This is a genomic window from Nocardia inohanensis NBRC 100128, from assembly GCF_001612945.1.
In the GTDB taxonomy this organism is placed as follows: Bacteria; Actinomycetota; Actinomycetes; order Mycobacteriales; family Mycobacteriaceae; genus Nocardia; species Nocardia inohanensis.
In genome coordinates this window covers 102,647-120,744 of sequence record NZ_BDBK01000008.1, presented here as the reverse complement: position 1 = coordinate 120,744, position 18,098 = coordinate 102,647, and the positions used below count along the sequence as shown (strand labels likewise).

Here is an 18,098-nt window from a genome sequence, read left to right as displayed (position 1 = left end):
CCCGCCGCACCGTCAAGTGGTGGAGTAACGAGAAGGTACCGACGAAAGCGGTTGCCTGCCAGAACCTTCGAGCGGGCATCGAAACATGCGTATCGTGGGTGAGGTCGAATCGCGTACTCCTCGGAGGGAGCGACGGTGCGGTCCTGTGCGCCTGCGTCCACCGCCGGGTCCTCCCCCGCCCGGGAACCCGCGTCCCCGGGTCTGCGCGCGCAATTTCCGGCGCTCGCCGAAACCGATGCGGTGTATCTGGATTCGGCCTCCACCACCCAGAAACCGCTGCCGGTGATTCACGCGGTGCGTGGATATCACGAATCGCGGACCGCCAATGCCGGGCGCGGCAGCTATCCGTGGGCCTCGCGGCTGACCGCTGAGATCGAGGACGTGCGGGCGCGGATGGCCCGGTTCGTGGGCGCGGAATCGGATGAGATCGTGTTCACCGGCGGGGCGACGGCCGGGTTGAACGCGGTGACGCTGGCGTGGGGGCTGACGAACCTGGGGGACGGCGACGAAATCTTGTACAGTCCACGCGATCACGCCTCGAACGTGTATCCGTGGCTGCATCTGCGGCAGCTGCTGAGCGGTTTCGGGCGGACGGTGCGGTTGGTGCCGTACCGGGTGAATGCCATGGGCGAGGCCGACATCGACGATATCGCCGCCAAGATCACCCCGCGCACCCGGTTGATCACCGTGGGGCATCTGCATCACGTGTTCGGAGCGCTCACCACCCTGGAAGAGCTGCGCGGGCATATCGATCCGCGGATCGCCCTGTGTTTCGACTGTTCGCAGAGCGGCGGGCATCTACCGGTCGATGTGGCCGAGCTTCACGCCGATTTCGCGGTGTTCGCCGCGCACAAGATGTTCGGGGCGCCCGGCACCGGGGTGCTGTACTGCCGTCGCCAGCGGCACGGCGAACTGAGCCCGTTCCTGCCGGGCGGCAATTCGGCTGTGACAGTGGATGATTCCGGCCTGCGCGCGGGGGCGATGCCGCGGCTGCTGGAGGGCGGCACCCACAATATCGCGGGCATTCTGGCACTCGGTGCGGCATTGCGGGTGCTGAACGAATTCGGGATGGATGCCGTCGCTGCCCACAATCGGGCATTGACGATCGCGTTGATCGCCGGGCTACGACGGGTTCGGGGGCTCGAGTTCACGCCCGGACCGGCGTACGCGCCGTGTGAAACCGGGTACGGGATCGTGTCTTTCACCCTCGCCGGGATCAGTGCCACCGATCTGGGTTTCGTGCTCAGCGAATTCGGGTTCCTGGTCCGCGCCGGTGCGCACTGCGTGCCCGACGGTGAGCCGGACGCGGATTCGGTGCGGGTGAGCACCCACATCTACAACACCTTCGACGAGATCGACCGGTTCACCGAGTGTGTCGCCACGATTGCCGAGGAGGTCGGTTGAGGATGAACAGCTTGGAACCGCGCTATGACCGCCGTGCCGCATCCCGGGTGCTGGCCGTGCTGGCCCGGCCGGGACTGGGCGCGCCCGTCGCGCCGCCGCCCGCCCGGCACGTCGAATACACCTGCACGCCATTGCAGCCCGAATCGGGCTCGCACCTGACGCTGTCGCAGCGGCTGTACCTGGAACGGTTCATGCGGCCGTGCCGGGCCGATCAGGTCACCTCGGCGACGCATCGGATGGCGTGGACGGATTCGGACGGGGTGCCCAATACCGGGTTCTATCATTCGGGCGGGCTGGGGCCGATCGTGCCGATCGCCATGCGGGAGACGGTGCTGGCGCTGTGGCATTCCCTCGACGCCGATGCAGCACTGGCGCAGCGGATTTCGGCACTGGGTGCACGTGAGCAGGCGGTGCTGGCCGGCACCACCACCGATCACGAACCCCTCGATATCTTCCGGGTGGGGATCGAGGCGTGCGGGCGGGCGCTGGCACAGCATGCGCTGCTGGCGCGCTGGACGCCGTACCGCAGTCCGGCCGAATTCGCGCTCGGCATGCGGGATTCGGGAATCTATTCGGCGGTGGCGACGCGCTGGTTCTGGGAGTTGCAGGCGTCCAGTTACCGGCGGGGCATGATCGCGGTGACCCTGGCGACACAACCGGACGGTACGGTCCGGTATTCGGCGGAGACGGTGGCGACGCTGCGGTCGATGAAGGATATGACCATCGCCGACGCGCACCGGGTCATGCGGCGCGCCACCAATGTCGAGGGACTGTCGGTGGCCGAGGCGATCGCCAAGTATCACGACGAGCTGGATGTGATCTCGCGGCAGTACGCGCTGCTGCCACCCGGGACGCGCCCGGCCTGCCTGGCCGCCATGCCGCATCAGCTCGACGGGGAGCATTACAGTCTGCTGCCGGTGGTGGTGGACCGGTTCACCGAACTGTTCACCACCGTGGTGGGGCGGATGACCGTGGGTGAGGTGCCCGCCGACACCGGGTCCGACAGCGAGGAGACCAGCGCCGAGGACCGGGTGTTCTGGGTGCCGGATATGACCTGCCAGCATTGCGTGCGCACCATTACCGGCGTGCTGGAGTCGATGGGGATCGGCGTGCACGACATCGATCTGCTCAGCAAACGGGTGGTGGCCGAGTTCCGGTCGCCGCGGAATCGGTTCCGGGCCTTCGAATCCCTGCGCGACAGCGGCTACAACCCCACCACGCAGGTGCCCGCCGCCACCGAAACGGCCGTATGAGCGCTGCGGCGCCGCCGGGACTGCCGGCGAAGATCCATCCGCTGGTGCGTGCGTTCCTGGATGCGCCCGGCGCGGTCGAGGATGCGCTGAAGGGAGGTTCGTCACCGGCGCATCTGGTGTTTCCGCAGGTGTTCGCCGAGAACCTGGAGCGGCTGCGAGCGGTCTTGGAGGCCGGTGTGCGGCGGTATCGGATCTGCTATGCGCACAAGGTGAATCAATCGCGGGCGTTCGTGCGCACGGCCGAGGCGGCCGGGGTGGGCATCGATGTGGCCTCGGCCGAGGAACTGGCCAGTGCGGGCGGGGCCGGGTTCGCGCCGGAGCGGATCGAGGTGACCGGGCCCAAGGGTGACGGGTTTCTGCGGGAGCTGGTCGGGACCGGGGTGACCATCAGTGTCGACAATGTGTGGGAACTGCGGCGGGTGGGTGAGCTGGCGGGCGAACGCGGAGTGGTCGCGCCGGTGCTGGTGCGGCTGAGTGGTTTTCCGGGGACGCCGGTGAGCCGGTTCGGGGTTCCGGTGCGCCGGCTCGGGCAGGTGCTGGAGGTGCTGGCCGCGCAGCGGGACCGGATCGGCTTCCAGGGGTTCGCCTTTCACCTGGATTCCGGGGAGCCCGCCGAACGGCTGCGGGCGGTGGAGGCGTGCCTGGCCGCCACCGAACGCGCCTACGAGCTCGGGCTCGCGCCCTCGGTGCTCAATATCGGCGGCGGGTTCCGGCAGGTGTTCACCGCCGACCCCGACGCCTTCGACCACTATGTGATCGCCCTGCGCGAAGCGCTGCTGGGCCGCGGTGAGGCGATGGCGTGGGGCGGCAATACCTTCGGATTCCATCTCGACGGCGGCGCGGTGCACGGGACGCCGGTGTTCCACAAGTACGCCAATACCGTTCCCGCCGACCGCATGCTGGCCGAGTTGCTGGCCGCCGGACTCGAATCGCAGGGCGGGCGAGAGTTCGGGCAGGTCGCCGCCGAGAACCTCCTCGAGGTGTGGCTGGAGCCGGGCAAGGCGCTGGTCGATCATGCGGGAATCACGGTGGCGCGGGTGGAGTTCCTGAAGGAAACCGCCGACGGGTCACTGCTGGCCAACCTCGATCTCAGCCGCGACACCGTCACCCCGGCCGATCAGGAAGTCATGGTGGACCCGCTGCTGATCCCCGCCCGCCCGCGCCCGGAAACCGTTGCGACCGGGGTGTTTCTGGCGGGGCGGTTGTGCCTGGAACGGGATCTGATCACCAATCACAAGGTGTGGCTGCCGGCGCGGCCCGAACCCGGGGATCTGATCGTGTTTCCCAATACCGCTGCCTACCATATGGATTTGTCGGCAGCGACCGCATCCATGCATCGACTGCCACCGAAACTGGCGGTCACGCGCGCGGGCGACGGGTTCCGGGTGTGCCGCGACGCCGAATACGAGCCCGAGCGGGTGCGGTAATGCGCTACGACCACATCACCGAACTCATCGGCAATACTCCCCTGCTGCGGCTGGATCCGGCGGTGCACGGAGTGCCGAATCTGGAGTTGTACGCCAAACTCGAATTCTTCAACCCGTTCGGCTCGGTCAAGGATCGGGTGGCGTGGGGCATGATTCGCGACGATCTGGAGCAGATCGTGGCGCGCGGGCAGTCGCTGATCGAGGCCTCCAGCGGCAATACCGCCAAAGCGTTGCGGATTCTGGCCGGCATGCACGGCGTGCGGTTGCGGGCGGTGACCAATCGCATCCGGGTCGGTGAGGTGCGAGAGCTGTTGCAGCTGTTCGACACCGATATCGAGGAGCTGCCGGGGCTGTCGGAGTGCCCCGACCCGACCGCGCCCAACGACGTGTACTCGGTCATCGAATCGACCATGGCGAAAGCGCCTGCGGATTGGTATCACCCGTCGCAGTACACGAGCGAGAAGAATATCGAGGCGCACTATCAGGGGACGGGGCGCGAGATTCACGAGGATTTGGCGCGCGACGGCATCACCCGGGTCGATTATCTGATCGGCGGATTGGGTACCACCGGATCCACGCGCGGGGCGGCGACGTTCCTGCGCAAGCACAATCCGGAATTGAAGACCGTCGCGGTGGTGTCCGAGCGCGGCGATTTCATTCCCGGCATCCGCTCCGAGACCGAGATGTGGGATGTGGGGTTGTTCCAGCCCGAATTCTACGACCGGATCGTGAGCGTGGAGGCCGGGCGGGCGGTGGACGCGACCCTGGAATTGGCGATGCGGCACGGGGTGCTGGCGGGGCCGACCAGCGGGGCCACGTACGCGGCGGCTTTGGAAGAGCTGGCGGCCGTGGCGGATTCGAGTCCCGCGCAGCCGGTGGTGGCGGTGTTCATCGTCTGTGATCGGATCGAGCCGTATCTGTCCTATATCCGCAAGCGGCGGCCGGAGTTGTTCGGCAAAGCGGTTCGCGCGCAGCCGCCCTCGCCCGCCGAGCTCGATGCGACGCCGCAGCTGTCGCCGGATGCGCTCGAAGAACTCGACCGGACCGCGCGGCCGACCATCGTCGATACGCGCGGGGCGATGGCGTACCGGATCGCGCACGTGCCGGGTGCGGTGAATATTCGCGACGACCAACTCGAGGACATGTTCGCGCAGGGTGTCCCGTTCTCGCGTTCGCGGCCACTGGTTTTCGTCTGCCCGGTCGGTGAGGTGTCGCTGCGGTTCGCGGCATTGGCCCGGCGCGCGGGCTATGACGCATCCAGCCTCGCCGGGGGTATCGGGGCGTGGCGGGACAGCGGCAAATCCATGGAATCCGCGCCCCGGCGCTGACCGGCCGATCACACACCGGCCGGTCGGTGCACACGACGCCCGGCCCGGCTGGCACGATATGACCTTGTGGAGGTGGCGTTCGGACTTCTCGCCCTGGTGGCGGCCGCGGTAGCACTGGCGGCCCTGGCCCGGCGACTCGGTATCGCGGAACCGTTCGTACTCACCATCGCCGGGGTGATCGCCTCCTACCTGCCGTTCGTGCCCGAATTCGACATCGAACCGGAACTGGTGCTGCTCGGGCTGCTGCCGCCGCTGCTCTACACCACCGCCATCCGCACCTCGCTGGTCGACTTCCGGCCCAAGAAGGTGTCGATCACGCTGCTGTCGGTGGGGTTGGTGCTGTTCACCGCGTTCGCGGTGGGCGGGGTGGTGTATTGGCTGCTGCCCGTGCCGTTCTCGGCGGCGGTGGCGATCGGGGCGATCGTGGCGCCGCCGGACGCCGTCGCGGCCACCGCGGTCGCGCGCCGAGTCGGCATGCCGCGGCGGATGACCACGCTGCTCGAGGGCGAATCCCTGTTCAACGACGCCACCGCGCTGGTCACCCTGCGCACCGCGGTGGCGGCCATGGCGGGCACCTTCACCATCTGGGAGGCCGGACTCGACTTCCTGGGGGCGGCCGGTGGCGGTGCGCTGATCGGCACCCTCGCGGCGATCGTGCTGGTGTTCCTGCGTAAACGCATCAACGATCCGGTGCTCGACACCAGTGTCTCGCTGCTGGCACCGTGGATCGCCTACCTGCCGGCCGAATCGGTGCACGCCTCCGGGGTGATCGCGGTCGTCACCTGCGGGCTGATCCTCGGACACGGAGCGCCGCGCTGGCAGAGCGCGGCCTCCCGCATCGCCGAGCACACCAATTGGCGGACCATCGCGTTCATTCTGGAGAGCGCGGTGTTCCTGCTCATCGGATTGCAGGTACGTCATATCGTCGAAGACGCCTGGCACAGCGATCTGCCGCACTCCACGCTGCTCATCACCTGCGCGGCGGTGCTGTTGACCGTGATCGTGGTGCGGCCGATCTGGATGTTCCCGGCCACCTATTTCGCCTGGTATGTCGAGGGCAAACGGCTGGGCAAACCCAAACCGGCATGGACGGGTCCGGCGGTGCTGTCCTGGGCGGGCATGCGCGGGGTGGTGACCCTGGCCGCGGCGCTGCTGCTGCCCCTGGACACCCCGGAGCTGGCGACGCTGACGTTGCTGGCGGTCGTCGTGGTGGGCGGAACCCTGCTGCTGCAAGGCATCTCGCTGCCGTGGCTGGTGCGGGCGCTGAAACTGCGCGGGCCCAGTCATGCCGAAGACCTGTTGCAGGAGGCGAACCTGCTGCAACAGGCGACCGCCGCCGGATTGCAGGCGCTCGAGGCCAATATCGTCGAGGAGACGCCGCCGGAAGTGGTGGACGCGCTGCGCAGCCGGGTGGTGTATCGGGCTCGGACGGCATGGGAATTGCTGGGACGATCCGAATCCCAGCGGGTCACTCCGGGCGGCGAATACCGGCGGCTGCGGCTGGCCATGCTGGCCGCCGAACGCGAAACGCTGCTGCGGGTGCGGGATTCGGGGGCCGTCGAACATGAGGTGTTGCAGGCCGTGATGGCCACCATCGACCTCGAGGAATCCACCATCGACCGGGTCGCCGAAGCCGACGCCGACGATGACGACTACCTGCTGGCCGCGCCGGCCACCGGCGGCTGCGAGCATCTGCGCGAAGCCCCGCACACCAAGGTGCCCGACACTCCCGACGCCTGCGGGGAATGCCTGGAAGAAGGATTGGTGTGGGTGCATCTGCGGATGTGCCTGGCGTGCGGGCATGTGGCGTGCTGCGATTCCTCGGTGGGCAATCACGCCACCAACCACTTCCATTCGACCGGGCATCCGGTGATGCGCAGCGTCGAACCGGGCGAGTCGTGGCGCTGGTGCTACCTGGACGAACTGCTGGGATAGCCGCCCGGCGACCTGTCAGCGGGCCTGGTGTGCGCGGAGCACCGCGCGCGGGCACTACCCTTGAGCCGGTGCAGACTGGCCAGCCCTCCAACGACGCCGAACCCCGCATCTGGGGTGGAACCACCCTCACCGAACGCCGGGAGGCGCGGCGCGCGGCGCTGCTCGACGCCGCCCTGGATCTGATCGGGGAGTCCGGGGCGGGGGCGGTCACCATGCGCGCGGTGTGCCGGCGGGCGGCGTTGACCGATCGGTATTTCTACGAATCCTTCAGCAGCCGAGACGAACTGCTGGATGTGCTGTACCGGCAGATCGCCGATGAATTCCTGGAACCGATGACCGCGTTCGCGGTGGGTGATGATCCCGACCGGGATCGGGCGCTGTCGGAGGCGCTGGTCGACAAGGTGCTGGAAGACCCGCGCAAGTCCCGGTTGTTCCTGGTCGAGCCGTACTCCTCGACCGGGCTGGGGCAGACCACCATCGCGGTGATGCCCGCGTTCACCCGGCTCATCCAGGATCATCTGTTCGCCCATATCGAGGATCCGGTGCAGCGGCGGGTCGCGGCGGTCACCATGGCCAGCGGGAATGCGGGCATGTTCTCGGCGTGGTTGAACGGGACGCTGCGGGCCAGCCGGGATCAGATCGTGGACCATCTGGTGCAGACCATCGCGGCGTATCGGTCCATGTATCGCGGCTAGGTCAGCGTTCGGTCAGGCGGATCAGGCCCGCTTCGATGGTCTCGCGAATATTGCCCCAGCCCGCCGCGAGGTGTGCGCCGCCGGGCAGGGCGGTCACCGCGACCGCGGCGCACATGATGCTCGCGCTGATCCGCAACCAGTCGCGGGCGCCGGGGGCGGCGGCCAGGGTGGGGGTCATATCGCGGAACAGGCTGTAGGCCATGGTTTCCATGCGTTCGAGCATGTCGCCGACGGTGGCGGCGATACCGGTGTCGGTGCGGGCGGCGGCGACGAACTCCAGCAGGGCGTTGGTCAGCGGCTGACCCGCGGCCAGCCACAGCGCGTCGATCATGCGCATGGCGCGGTCGTGTTCGGAGTCGGCTTCGGGGGGTTCGGCGCGGATGGCCTCGGTGAACACCTGTGCCAGATGCAGTGCGGCGGCCTTCACCAGTTCGGCTTTGGTCGGATAGTAGTGCTGCTGTTTGCCTTGGCTGACGCCCGCCAATTCCGCGACGCCGCGCGTGGTTGTGGCCGCGTAACCGTGCCGGATCAGGCTCTCGATGGTGGCGTCCAGCAACGCGATTCGCGCTTCGGCGCGCTGTTGTGCCCGCCGCCCGGGGGTTCTGGCCTGCGGCACGCTCACCAGGGTGACGATACGCCAACAGTTCAAGTCGAGTGACTTGGCACGACCCGATTCCGGGCATACCGTGAGAGTAATTTCCTCTCTTCTTCCCACCCCGGATGGTCACCATGAGTGCAGTGCCGCACCAGGTTTCACTGGCCGACGACGTTCGCTGGTTCACCGGCTCGCCCCTGGCCGCGGTCTTCGGCCGCCTCGCCCTCGACCAGGTCGCCTATCGCGAGATCGCGGCGGCCGTGGATCGCACGGGGCGTTTCGCCGAGAATTTCACCGACCGCGGACTGCGCAGCGTGGCGTTCACCGCGTTGATGGGTTTCGCCGATCCGGTTGACGCACAAGCGTTCCGCGAGGATCTGAAGCGACTGCACCGCGACGTCCGCGGCACCGGCACGGGCGAGTTCGCCGACACCCGCTACAGCGCCCTGACCCCCGAAATGTGGACCTGGGTCGCCGTCAGCGGCCTCAACGCCATCCACCAGGCATACGTGAACCTCTGCGGCCGCACCCTGACCGCCGACGAACAAGAAATCGTCTACCAAACCCTGCGCACCGAACTCGGCTACCTCGAATTACCCGGCAGCAGAGGCAAACTCCCCGAAACCCTCACCGAGATGCGCGCCTACTACGACCGAGTAGCCACCACCCACCTCGCAGATAACGAATTCCTCCAATTCGCCCGCCGCAGCTTCGAAACCCTCCCCCTACCAGCCCTGTTCGTCCCCCGCGCCGCCCGTCCCGCCCTCACCCCACTATGGCGAGCAGCAACCAAACTAGCCGCCCGCCCGGTCACAGTCTGCTCCTCCGGCGCCGCCCACCCCCGCATGCAACAACTCCTCCACGTGCACTGGACCCCCCGCCACCAGTTCGAATACACCCTCTACACCACACTCCTGGGCACCGCCTGGCGCTACCTCCCCCGCCGCCTCACCCTGGAACCCTTGGCCTACAACCGCTATCGCTACGAACGCCTCCGCGACCTCTACCGCAGCATCCTCCTGGACTCCTTCGCCGCCCCCGCCACCCGCGCCGCGTAGTCACTCCCTCCCCACCGGAACCGCAAGGCGCACCGCACAACTCACGCCCCGCCCCCGCGAAATTCCCACCCTCGAACACTCGAACATACGTTCTACTCGAGGTAGTCTCCCCGCATGCCTGAACTCTCCCGCCGCGACTGGGCAACCATGAACCTCGACCACGCCCGCAACCAACTCCTGCACGCCGCCGCCTTCGGCACCCCCCTCACCCCCGAACAACTCGAAACCACCGCCGGCAAGATCTCCGAAGGCCTACGCATCTTCCTCGAAGAAACCGAACACCCCGAAAACCCCTGGCCCACCCCCTGGCCCCAAACCCACTAACTCACGTCATCCGCCTCGGTGCCCGAACTCTCGTCGGCTCCGTGAACTACAGGCTCCTACCGATGTCGAAGATCTCTTCGGCCGAATTCACAACAAGCGCCGCATCCAACCACCGCGTCAGCTGCTCGAGATCCGAGCAGTCGGTGACGCGTGTTCGGACCGCATCATCGACCATGAGCCCGCGCCGATCGAGAATCCGCAAAACGGACGCCGCCAGTGCCTCGGTCCGCCCTTCCGCCCTGCCCTCCGCCCGCCCTTCCTCGCGGCCGATGGCCTGGTGTTCGTGCGCGAAGTCGCTCTCCCAGTGGTAGTTCTCGATTGCGATGGCCACGAGCTCCTCCCACTCCTTTCGGTACCGGGCTGGTACGCATTTGCTGATGTAGTCATGGTAATGGACGCGCAGGTCAGGCTGGAGATGTTGCATAGCCTCGAGGACCATGACGAGAACGTTGTGACGTTCGGCATCGCTCAGGTGTCCCGGCGCGGACAGCAGCGCGAGCTCCGGCCAGCGGTCCGCCTCCGCGACGGTGGTGATCGCGGGCAGCATGCCCGGCCAGTACGTGCGGGGTTGGAAAACGAATTCGGGGTGGCCGGTCTCGATCGGAGTCGCAATTCTCAGGGCGGTTGCTTCGTCCGGACAGAACGCTAGCAGCACTACCGGGCAGCCCAATCGTTGCCGGACATGGGTGACATAGGCGGGCCAACTCAACGCGATACGTTCGAGTTCCGTTGGACGGCAGGCGTTTTGGACCTCGTGGATGAGGGCATACTCGGGCTTGTCGGCATTGGTGCCGACAAGAACGAGATCGAGGTGCAGTTCACCCGGCGAGAGCAACGTGACCGTTTCGGGCCCCGGCCGCCAACACGGTAGGTCCGGGATCGACAAGCCGAGGACGGTTCGCGCTATCTGCGGCGCGACCTCGGGCCGATTTCGCAAGAGCTGCAACGGAATCTCGTGACGGATGGACGGCACGACGGCAACGTAGCAACACATTCGAACATCCGTTCCCGAACTGCTCGGACCTGCCCGATTTCTCCACTCGTGGGCGTGTTGCGCCAATGCATGCCGCTAGTGTGGTCTGTCATGGCATTGGCGCAGGTCGTACTCACCTCCGGCCGCTCGATTCAACTCTCGGAGCTTCGACTGTCATCGACGTACGGCACGATGTTGGAGGGGTATCCGTTCCAGCGATGGAACGACCGCAAGCTGGCAGGCATGCTCGAACGAGCCGGGGCGGATCGGCCAGCGTTCCCTGTGCATCTGATCCCGCCAGTGCGAGAGCTGCCCGACGTCGCACCGGGCAGTTTCGGCCCGGTCGAGCTGCTGCCCGCCGTGACCTGCATCGGATTCTTCTCCTCTCGCCCGATCGATGCCGCGAAGGATTCGGTGCTGCACTACTCCGCGCTGACGGTCATGTGGCTCCAATCCACTCCCGAAGTACCGTCAGGCGAGGACGCAGAGCCCAGTCTGCGAAGCCTTCGGTGGGACGAACTTGCCGACGACTTCGAGCTTTGAAGGTGCCCGGGAACGGCTGGACAACTTCGTGCCCCGGGATGGGGTCGGCGGTCAGGTGTGGTCGGGGCGGAGGTCGGCGGTGGGGTCGGCGGTGATGCGGCCGGAGTCGGTGTCGTAGTCGTAGAGTTCGCTGTAGCGGCCCCAGTCGATGGCGGTTTGGAGTTGTTTGCGGGCGTCGTCGTCGGAGAAGCCGCGTTTTAGGAGGTCCAGGACGAAGTCGGCGCGGACGGATTCGTCGGGGCTGCCGATGAGGGCTGAGCAGATGGTGCGGACCAAGGGGGCGCGGCGGCGGGCTTGGGCGGCGAAGAGTTGTTTGCTGGCTTGGATGTCGGCGTGGACGAAGCGGGTGCCGATGTTGGTGAGGATGACGTCTCCGGAGTCGACGGTGAGGAAGCCGAGGAGGGCGGCGGCGTCCACCAGTGGGAGCAGGTCGTCGAGTTCGAAGTTCAGTTCGTCGGCTACTACCGGGAGGTCGGCTCGGCCGTCGTTGCCCCAGACCAGTTCCAGCAGGCCGGCTACTCCGCCGACCGAGGCGGCTGGGAGTGGGATGGTGAACGGGGTTCCCGAATCCGGTGTGGCGGTGGCTTTTTCTTCGTCTCGGCCGGTGAGCAGGCCGTAGATCTCGTCTACCAGGAGTTGGAAGCCGGGGGCGCGGCGGTTGCGGGGGCGGGGCTGGTCGATGGCTACCTCGGCGATGATATGGCCGGGGTTGGCGCCCAGCACGACGACGCGGTCTGCCAGTTGGACGGCTTCTTCGATGTTGTGGGTGACGATGCAGACGCATTTGGTGGGGAAATCCTTGGTGGACCACAGGTTCACCAGTTCGGTGCGCAGGTTCTCGGCGGTCAGGACGTCCAGGGCGGAGAACGGTTCGTCCATCAGCAGCAGGTCCGGTTCCAGGACGAGTGCGCGGGCGAATCCGACGCGTTGGCGCATACCGCCGGAGAGTTCTTTGGGGTAGGCCGATTCGAAGCCGTCGAGACCGATGCGGTCGATGGCTTCCAGGGCGCGGCGGCGACGGGCATCGGGGGCGATGCCGCGGGCGGCCAGGCCGAGTTCGACATTGTCCTGCACGGTCAGCCACGGCATCAAGGCGAAGGATTGAAAGACCAGGGCCGCACCGGCGTTGGTTCCGGTGAGCTTGCGCCCGCGGTAGCGGACCTGCCCGCTGGTGGGGGCGATGAGTCCGGCGATGGCGCGCAGCAGCGTGGACTTGCCGGAACCGGAGCGCCCCAGCAACGCCACGATTTCGCCGTCACGCAATTGCAGGTCGACGTGGTCGAGCACGTGCAGGCGTTCGCCCGCGGCACCGGTGAAAGCCATGCCGACGTCGTCGATATCGATGAGGACTTCGCCGGGGGTGAAGGTGGAGGTCATGCGAATTCTCCCTGGGTTCAGAGCGAGTAGCGGCGCTGCGCGAGGGCGTAGAGGCGGCGCCAGAAGACACGGTTGATGCCGACGACGTAGGCGCTCATGACGAGCACGCCGACCAGGATGCGGGGGCTGTCGCCGTCGCGGGTGGCATCGGAGATGTAGGCGCCCAGACCGGTGGCCGTGAGCGTGGTGGAGCCGAAGGTGACGATCTCGGCGACGATGGAGGCGTTCCAGGCGCCACCGGCGGCGGTGATCGCGCCGGTGACGTAGCTGGGGAATACGGCGGGCAGGATCAGCTTGCGCCACCACAGGTTTCGCGGCAGGCGCAGGTTGGCGGCGGCTTCGCGCAGATCGTTGGGGACCGCGGACGCGCCGGCGATGACGTTGAACAGGATGTACCACTGCGCGCCCAACGCCATCAGGATGATGCCGGCCCATTGCAGGCTCGAGTCGGTGGCCACCAGGATCGCGCCCACGAGCGGGAACAGGAAGTTGGCGGGGAAGCTGGCCAGCACCTGCACCACCGGCTGCGCGAGCCGGGATACCTTGGGGTTCAATCCGATCCACACGCCCACCGGCACCCACACCAGGGTCGCGAAGATCAGCACCACGATCACCCGCAGCAGCGTGACGGCTCCGAGTCCGGCCGCGTGCCCGAGTTCGCCGAAGCCGACGGTGGTGTGGATGTAGTGCAGCATGTAGTAGCAGCCCACCACCAGCGCCGACCCGACGATCACCGTGAACGCCAGATCCCCGGCCCGCCGCCGTGCGCGCGGCACATACAGCGGATGCTCGGCGAGCCCGAACACGCTCATCGCCCGGTCGATCGGATACACCAGCGGCCCGAACATCCGGCCGAGGAATCCGGGAATGTGGCTGCGCCGCAACAGATCCAGCACCAGGCTGCGCGGGCTGTCGGCGGCTTCGGTGTCCTCGACCCGGAATCGTTCGGCCCACACCGTGATCGGCCGCCAGAACAGGATGTTGAGCCCGATCACCATCGCGATCATGGTGAGCACGGCCAGCCCGACCTTGCGGGTATCGCTGTCGCCGGCCGCGACCGCCACATACGATCCGATCCCGGGCAGCATGTACTCGCGGTTGTAGACGCTGATCGCTTCCGAAGCGGTGAGGAAGAACCAGCCGCCACCGAAGCTCATCATCGCGTTCCACACCAGCGGGAACATGCCCGAGGGCACATCCATCCGCCAGAAGCGTTGCCAGCGTGACAATCTCAGATTCCGGGCGGCTTCGTCGAGTTCGCGTGGCTGCGAGACCAGGCTGTGGTGGAAGGCGAAGGCCATGTTCCAGGCTTGCGCGGTGAAGATCGCGAAGATCGATGCCGCTTCCAGCCCGAGCGAGGAGCCCGGGAACAAGGCGATGAATCCGGCGACGGTGACCGACAGGAAACCCAGCACCGGCACCGATTGCAGGATGTCGAGCGCGGGCAGCATCACCTTCTCCGCGCGCGGCAGCCGGGCCGCGGCGGTGGCGAAGACGAAGGTGAACAGGATCGAGGCCCCGAGCGCGATGAACATGCGCAGCAGTGACCGGGCCGCATAGTAGGGCAGTTCGGCGGGATCGGTGGAAATGGTTGCGGTGGTGGCGGTGTCGTCGAACGGCACGTTCATCCCGGCCGATACCCGCACGATCAGCCAGATCAGGACGGCCGCGCCCAGGAACACCGCCACATCCGCCCAGCGCGAGCGCGGCCGTTCCAGCACACCCCGGGACGGGAAGGTCGTGACGCTCATGCCTGCACCTCCGGCTGCGGCACGGTGCGCCAGCCGACGCTGGTCACCGACGGTTCCAGGCTCAAACGGCTGACCGCGGCCTCCATCTGGCGGTCGTCGCGGCGCAAACCGGTCAGTTCGGCGCGCACCTGCACGCGCCCGTTGTCGGTGTCGTGACTCGAGATGGAGACGAGCCGGAAATCGGTGCGGGTCAGCGACTGTACGAGCAGCGCCCGCACATGCGCTTCGTGCGCGTCGTCGGTGTCGGCGGTGAACGCGTACAGCGCTTCGATGGCCGTCCCGTCGTCGATGGGCCGGTCGACCGCACGGGCGGCGGTGCGCAGCGCGGTATTGACCACGACCACGACGAACGCCCCGGCGGCCGCGGTGCTGAACATGCCCGCGCCGGCGAGCGAGCCGACGGCGGCCGAACACCACAGCGTGGCGGCGGTATTGAGCCCGCGGATATTGAACCCGTCGCGCAGGATGACACCCGCGCCCAGGAATCCGATACCCGAAACGATTTGCGCCGCAACACGTGTCGGATCAGCGTCGGTGCCGCTGAAACCGTGCGCGGACAGTAGTACGAACAGGGTCGCGCCCGCGGCGACCAGCGCGTTGGTGCGCAGTCCGGCCATGCGGGCCCGATACTGCCGCTCGAACCCGATCACCGCGCCCAATCCGACGCCGGCGCCGAGGCGAAGCAGCATTTCCAAGGTGGTCATGACGCCCTCCCGGTAGAGGTCGGCGCACTCGAAATCGCACGCTACCGGGATGCGGGCAGCGTGCAGCGGATTGCGGGAGTGTCGCCGAGTGAACGATTGGCTAACGGAACTTTGTCTGATCCGCCAGGCATCACAACCACCTCCGCTCCACACGCACACAACGAACGCCGAGGGAGCGGGATCGGCGGGAATCGCCGGGTCGAGTACCACTCCTCGTAAGACCTTCAGCACTCCACGGCGTGAACTCACCCGCTGTTTCGGGTGGGTAGCCGGTCGGGGTGTCCCCTTAATCCGGGGAGACCTGTCCTGATCCGGGGCGTCTCTCGACGTTCGGGATCGCCGGCCTGTATCCGTGAAGGAGCCTCAGCTAACGACGGCACCTTGCGTTTGCGAGTAAACACCTCTGGCGTGCGGATGGCAACCCGATGTGGGCCGGGTTACGTCATGGCAATCTCGTTTGACTTTGCCGCTACGGCAACCTTTAGCGTTGCCGCACATGACGATCACCGTGCTCGATACCGATGTGGCGATGCGCCGAATCCTGCTCGCGCCGACCGCCGATCGCCCCGCGCTGCTGACGGCCATGCTCGAATCGATGACCGGGATGTACCGCTACTTCCCGGGCGAGGTGGATCCGGTGGCCATGCACGCGATGGGGTCCGGATTCCCGATCGATCGTGACGAACACCGATGCTTGGACGCCCTCGACGTGCTGACCGCGGCCGACGCCTGGACTCGCATCCGTCGCGCCCTCGATGACGCGCTGGCGGTGCAATCGGCTGCCACACCTTCGATTCAGGTTCCCGATATCAACGTGCTCGTCGTGCTCGGCGATCCCGGCGACACCCATTTCATGGGCCCGGCGCTGGGAGTGACCGGCAACGGCGGCATTTCGGGATACATCGTGGTCACGGTGTGGCCGTATCCGGAAAATGTGGCACGCCTCGAGTCGACGGTCGTGCACGAACTCGCCCACAACCTGCGCTACGGCCCGGGCGGGGTGGTGTGGAATCCGGCCACCGTCACCGTCGGCGAACACGTGATCTCCGAAGGTCTGGCCGACGCCTTCGCCCGCCAGCTCTACGGCGACGAAATCGGTTACACCAGAATCGGAGTCCCGCACCTGCACGACGACGCGGTCTTCGAGAAGGTGCTGACGGGCTTGGATGTCACCGGCATGGCGAATTTCGCCGCGTGGGTGCACGGCGACGAGACCGCCCGCCGCTATGGCGCCGCACCGGTGGGATTGCCGACCGGTGCGGGATATGCGGCCGGCAACCGCCTGGTCGATGCATATCTCGCGGCGACAGGCCGCACCGCGGCGCAAGCCCTGCACGCCGACAGCGGCGAGATCATCGCCACCGCGCTGGCACATCTGCCGATCTGAGTGCTGCCGCCGTGGATACGGTGAGCGCCGAACCTTTTCACGCGAGGCGGCCTGGTTGAAGTCGGCGAACGTACGCGAGCCGCGCGCCTCCAGCGGCTTCCGTCACACGCTTGACCCTGTCCCCGGGGACAAGGTTTACCGTCGATCCATGAAGATCGGCGAACTCGCGGCGCTCACCGGCGCCAGCCCCAAAGCGATCCGTAGATACGAGGCCCTCGGCCTGGTGGCTCCGGCGCGGCGCGCCAACGGGTATCGCGAGTACGACGACCGAGATGTGCGCGCGGTCCAGGAGATCCGCGGCCTCAACCGGCTCGGCATCCCCGTCGAGGACACCCGCCCCTTCCTGGATTGCCTGGCCGACGGCAGCCCCAACGCCGACGACTGCCCGGCCTCACTCGCCGAATATCGCAGGGCGATAGCGGATCTCACCGCCCAGATCGACAACCTCACCGCCCGCCGCGAAACCCTGACCCGCCGCCTGCGCGCCGCCGCATATCGGACCACCCCGCCGCCACTGCCGGGCACGCACGCTGCCGCCCGAACCCACCCGATCCCGACCGCGCGATCCACTGACATCTCGGCGATATCCACGCCTCCCCGAACCACCGCCGACTCTGCTGCCCAGCCGGGTCGAGCGGCCGATGAGCGCACTCCCCCAGTCGATTTCCCGATACCCCTACCGGCACAGGCAGCTCTGTGCACCCTCTCGCCCGGCCTGCCGCTTCCGGTCGACGACGGTGCCGCGGACCACCTTCCGGGGATGCGCCTGCCGTCGCTGTCCCACACGGCCACCGACGGCACCTTGATCGATCTGGCTGCGCTCGGCCCGGGCCGCACCGTTTTGTATTTGTATCCACTGACCGGCCGCCCGGATACGGACCTGCCCGTTGGCTGGAACGAGATCCCCGGGGCGCGGGGCTGCACCGCGCAGGCGTGCGGGTTCCGCGACCATCACTCCGATCTGCTTGCGGCGGGCGCGAATCGAGTATTCGGCTTGTCCAGTCAGGATTCCGCCTATCAGCGTGAGGTGACCGAACGGCTGCGGCTGCCGTTCGCGATGCTGTCGGATCCGGGCCTGCGACTGGCCGATGCTCTGGACCTGCCGACCTTCACCGCCGGTGCCGACCGGCTGTATCGGCGATTGACGATGATCGTGCGCGACGGTGGCATCGAGCATGTCTTCTATCCGGTGTTCGCGCCTGACCGTCACGCAGACGAGGTGCTCGACTGGCTACGTGTCCATCCGCTCTCCTGAAGACGGTTCGGTTCTTGGGTCCTGCCGCCGGGCCGCCTATGGCGGAAATGAAATTAGTGTGGCCACTTCGTGTGCCGTCCCCGACTGTG

At 67.2% G+C, this 18,098-nt stretch carries 16 protein-coding genes and 1 riboswitch; of the genes, 11 read left to right on the top strand and 5 right to left on the bottom strand.

Annotated features, from left to right (window positions below; genetic code table 11):
• The first annotated feature begins 135 nt into the window (after positions 1 to 135).
• From NI1_RS16285 to NI1_RS16260, 6 genes are all read left to right on the top strand, one after another.
• Positions 136 to 1,404: an aminotransferase class V-fold PLP-dependent enzyme gene (locus NI1_RS16285; protein ID WP_084523312.1), complete on the top strand. Its 1,269-nt coding sequence runs from the start codon at positions 136 to 138 to the stop codon at positions 1,402 to 1,404.
• A 2-nt stretch (positions 1,405 to 1,406) separates the two neighbouring features.
• Positions 1,407 to 2,657 carry a heavy-metal-associated domain-containing protein gene (locus NI1_RS16280; protein WP_067820890.1) on the top strand — a complete coding sequence of 417 codons (1,251 nt, stop codon included), beginning with the start codon at positions 1,407 to 1,409 and terminating at the stop codon, positions 2,655 to 2,657.
• A complete protein-coding gene (locus NI1_RS16275) occupies positions 2,654 to 4,084 on the top strand; it encodes a type III PLP-dependent enzyme domain-containing protein (protein WP_067820888.1) in 1,431 nt (476 codons plus the stop codon). Before NI1_RS16280 ends, NI1_RS16275 begins: the two co-directional genes overlap by 4 nt.
• Complete coding sequence (locus tag NI1_RS16270) at positions 4,084 to 5,412, top strand: pyridoxal-phosphate dependent enzyme (protein WP_067820885.1); 1,329 nt, start codon at positions 4,084 to 4,086, stop codon at positions 5,410 to 5,412. Before NI1_RS16275 ends, NI1_RS16270 begins: the two co-directional genes overlap by 1 nt.
• Before the next feature lie 72 nt (positions 5,413 to 5,484).
• A complete protein-coding gene (locus NI1_RS16265) occupies positions 5,485 to 7,347 on the top strand; it encodes a Na+/H+ antiporter (RefSeq protein ID WP_369690140.1) in 1,863 nt (620 codons plus the stop codon).
• 68 nt (positions 7,348 to 7,415) lie between these two features.
• Entirely contained in the window at positions 7,416 to 8,042 is a 627-nt protein-coding gene (locus NI1_RS16260) for a TetR/AcrR family transcriptional regulator (RefSeq protein ID WP_067820881.1), read from the top strand.
• A 1-nt stretch (position 8,043) separates the two neighbouring features.
• Here the strand turns inward: NI1_RS16260 and NI1_RS38835 are convergent, their stop codons facing one another.
• Entirely contained in the window at positions 8,044 to 8,664 is a 621-nt protein-coding gene (locus NI1_RS38835) for a TetR/AcrR family transcriptional regulator (RefSeq protein ID WP_218026758.1), read from the bottom strand.
• Positions 8,665 to 8,771: 107 nt separating this feature from the next.
• On the opposite strand from NI1_RS38835, the gene NI1_RS16250 reads away from it, so the two are divergent.
• Both NI1_RS16250 and NI1_RS16245 read left to right on the top strand, forming a co-directional pair.
• Positions 8,772 to 9,695 carry an oxygenase MpaB family protein gene (locus NI1_RS16250; RefSeq protein WP_067822393.1) on the top strand — a complete coding sequence of 308 codons (924 nt, stop codon included), beginning with the start codon at positions 8,772 to 8,774 and terminating at the stop codon, positions 9,693 to 9,695.
• A gap of 114 nt (positions 9,696 to 9,809) precedes the next feature.
• Positions 9,810 to 10,019, top strand: a complete 210-nt coding sequence (locus NI1_RS16245) for a DUF6374 family protein (RefSeq protein WP_067820875.1) — start codon at positions 9,810 to 9,812, stop codon at positions 10,017 to 10,019.
• A gap of 46 nt (positions 10,020 to 10,065) precedes the next feature.
• On the opposite strand, the gene NI1_RS16240 is transcribed toward NI1_RS16245, so the two are convergent.
• Positions 10,066 to 10,992, bottom strand: coding sequence for an RpnC/YadD family protein (locus NI1_RS16240; protein ID WP_067822390.1), 927 nt, complete (start codon positions 10,990 to 10,992; stop codon positions 10,066 to 10,068).
• A gap of 111 nt (positions 10,993 to 11,103) precedes the next feature.
• Here NI1_RS16240 and NI1_RS16235 point away from each other — a divergent pair, with 111 nt between their 5' ends.
• Positions 11,104 to 11,535 carry a hypothetical protein gene (locus tag NI1_RS16235; RefSeq protein WP_067820872.1) on the top strand — a complete coding sequence of 144 codons (432 nt, stop codon included), beginning with the start codon at positions 11,104 to 11,106 and terminating at the stop codon, positions 11,533 to 11,535.
• Between the two features lie 51 nt (positions 11,536 to 11,586).
• Here the strand turns inward: NI1_RS16235 and NI1_RS16230 are convergent, their stop codons facing one another.
• From NI1_RS16230 to NI1_RS16220, 3 genes are read right to left on the bottom strand one after another with little or no spacing between them, the layout of a single operon-like run.
• Complete coding sequence (locus tag NI1_RS16230; RefSeq protein ID WP_067820868.1) at positions 11,587 to 12,912, bottom strand: ABC transporter ATP-binding protein; 1,326 nt, start codon at positions 12,910 to 12,912, stop codon at positions 11,587 to 11,589.
• A gap of 17 nt (positions 12,913 to 12,929) precedes the next feature.
• On the bottom strand, positions 12,930 to 14,663 hold the full coding sequence (locus NI1_RS16225) for an ABC transporter permease (RefSeq protein ID WP_067820865.1): 1,734 nt from the start codon (positions 14,661 to 14,663) through the stop codon (positions 12,930 to 12,932).
• A complete protein-coding gene (locus tag NI1_RS16220) occupies positions 14,660 to 15,367 on the bottom strand; it encodes an MgtC/SapB family protein (protein ID WP_067820862.1) in 708 nt (235 codons plus the stop codon). The genes NI1_RS16225 and NI1_RS16220 overlap by 4 nt, the downstream gene beginning before the upstream one ends.
• Positions 15,368 to 15,568: 201 nt before the next feature.
• Positions 15,569 to 15,749: riboswitch (M-box (ykoK) riboswitch) on the bottom strand.
• A 114-nt stretch (positions 15,750 to 15,863) separates the two neighbouring features.
• Here NI1_RS16220 and NI1_RS16215 point away from each other — a divergent pair.
• Both NI1_RS16215 and NI1_RS40115 read left to right on the top strand, forming a co-directional pair.
• Positions 15,864 to 16,754, top strand: a complete 891-nt coding sequence (locus tag NI1_RS16215; RefSeq protein ID WP_067820861.1) for a DUF2268 domain-containing putative Zn-dependent protease — start codon at positions 15,864 to 15,866, stop codon at positions 16,752 to 16,754.
• Between the two features lie 148 nt (positions 16,755 to 16,902).
• On the top strand, positions 16,903 to 18,009 hold the full coding sequence (locus tag NI1_RS40115; RefSeq protein ID WP_067820858.1) for a redoxin family protein: 1,107 nt from the start codon (positions 16,903 to 16,905) through the stop codon (positions 18,007 to 18,009).
• Positions 18,010 to 18,098 lie beyond the last annotated feature (89 nt).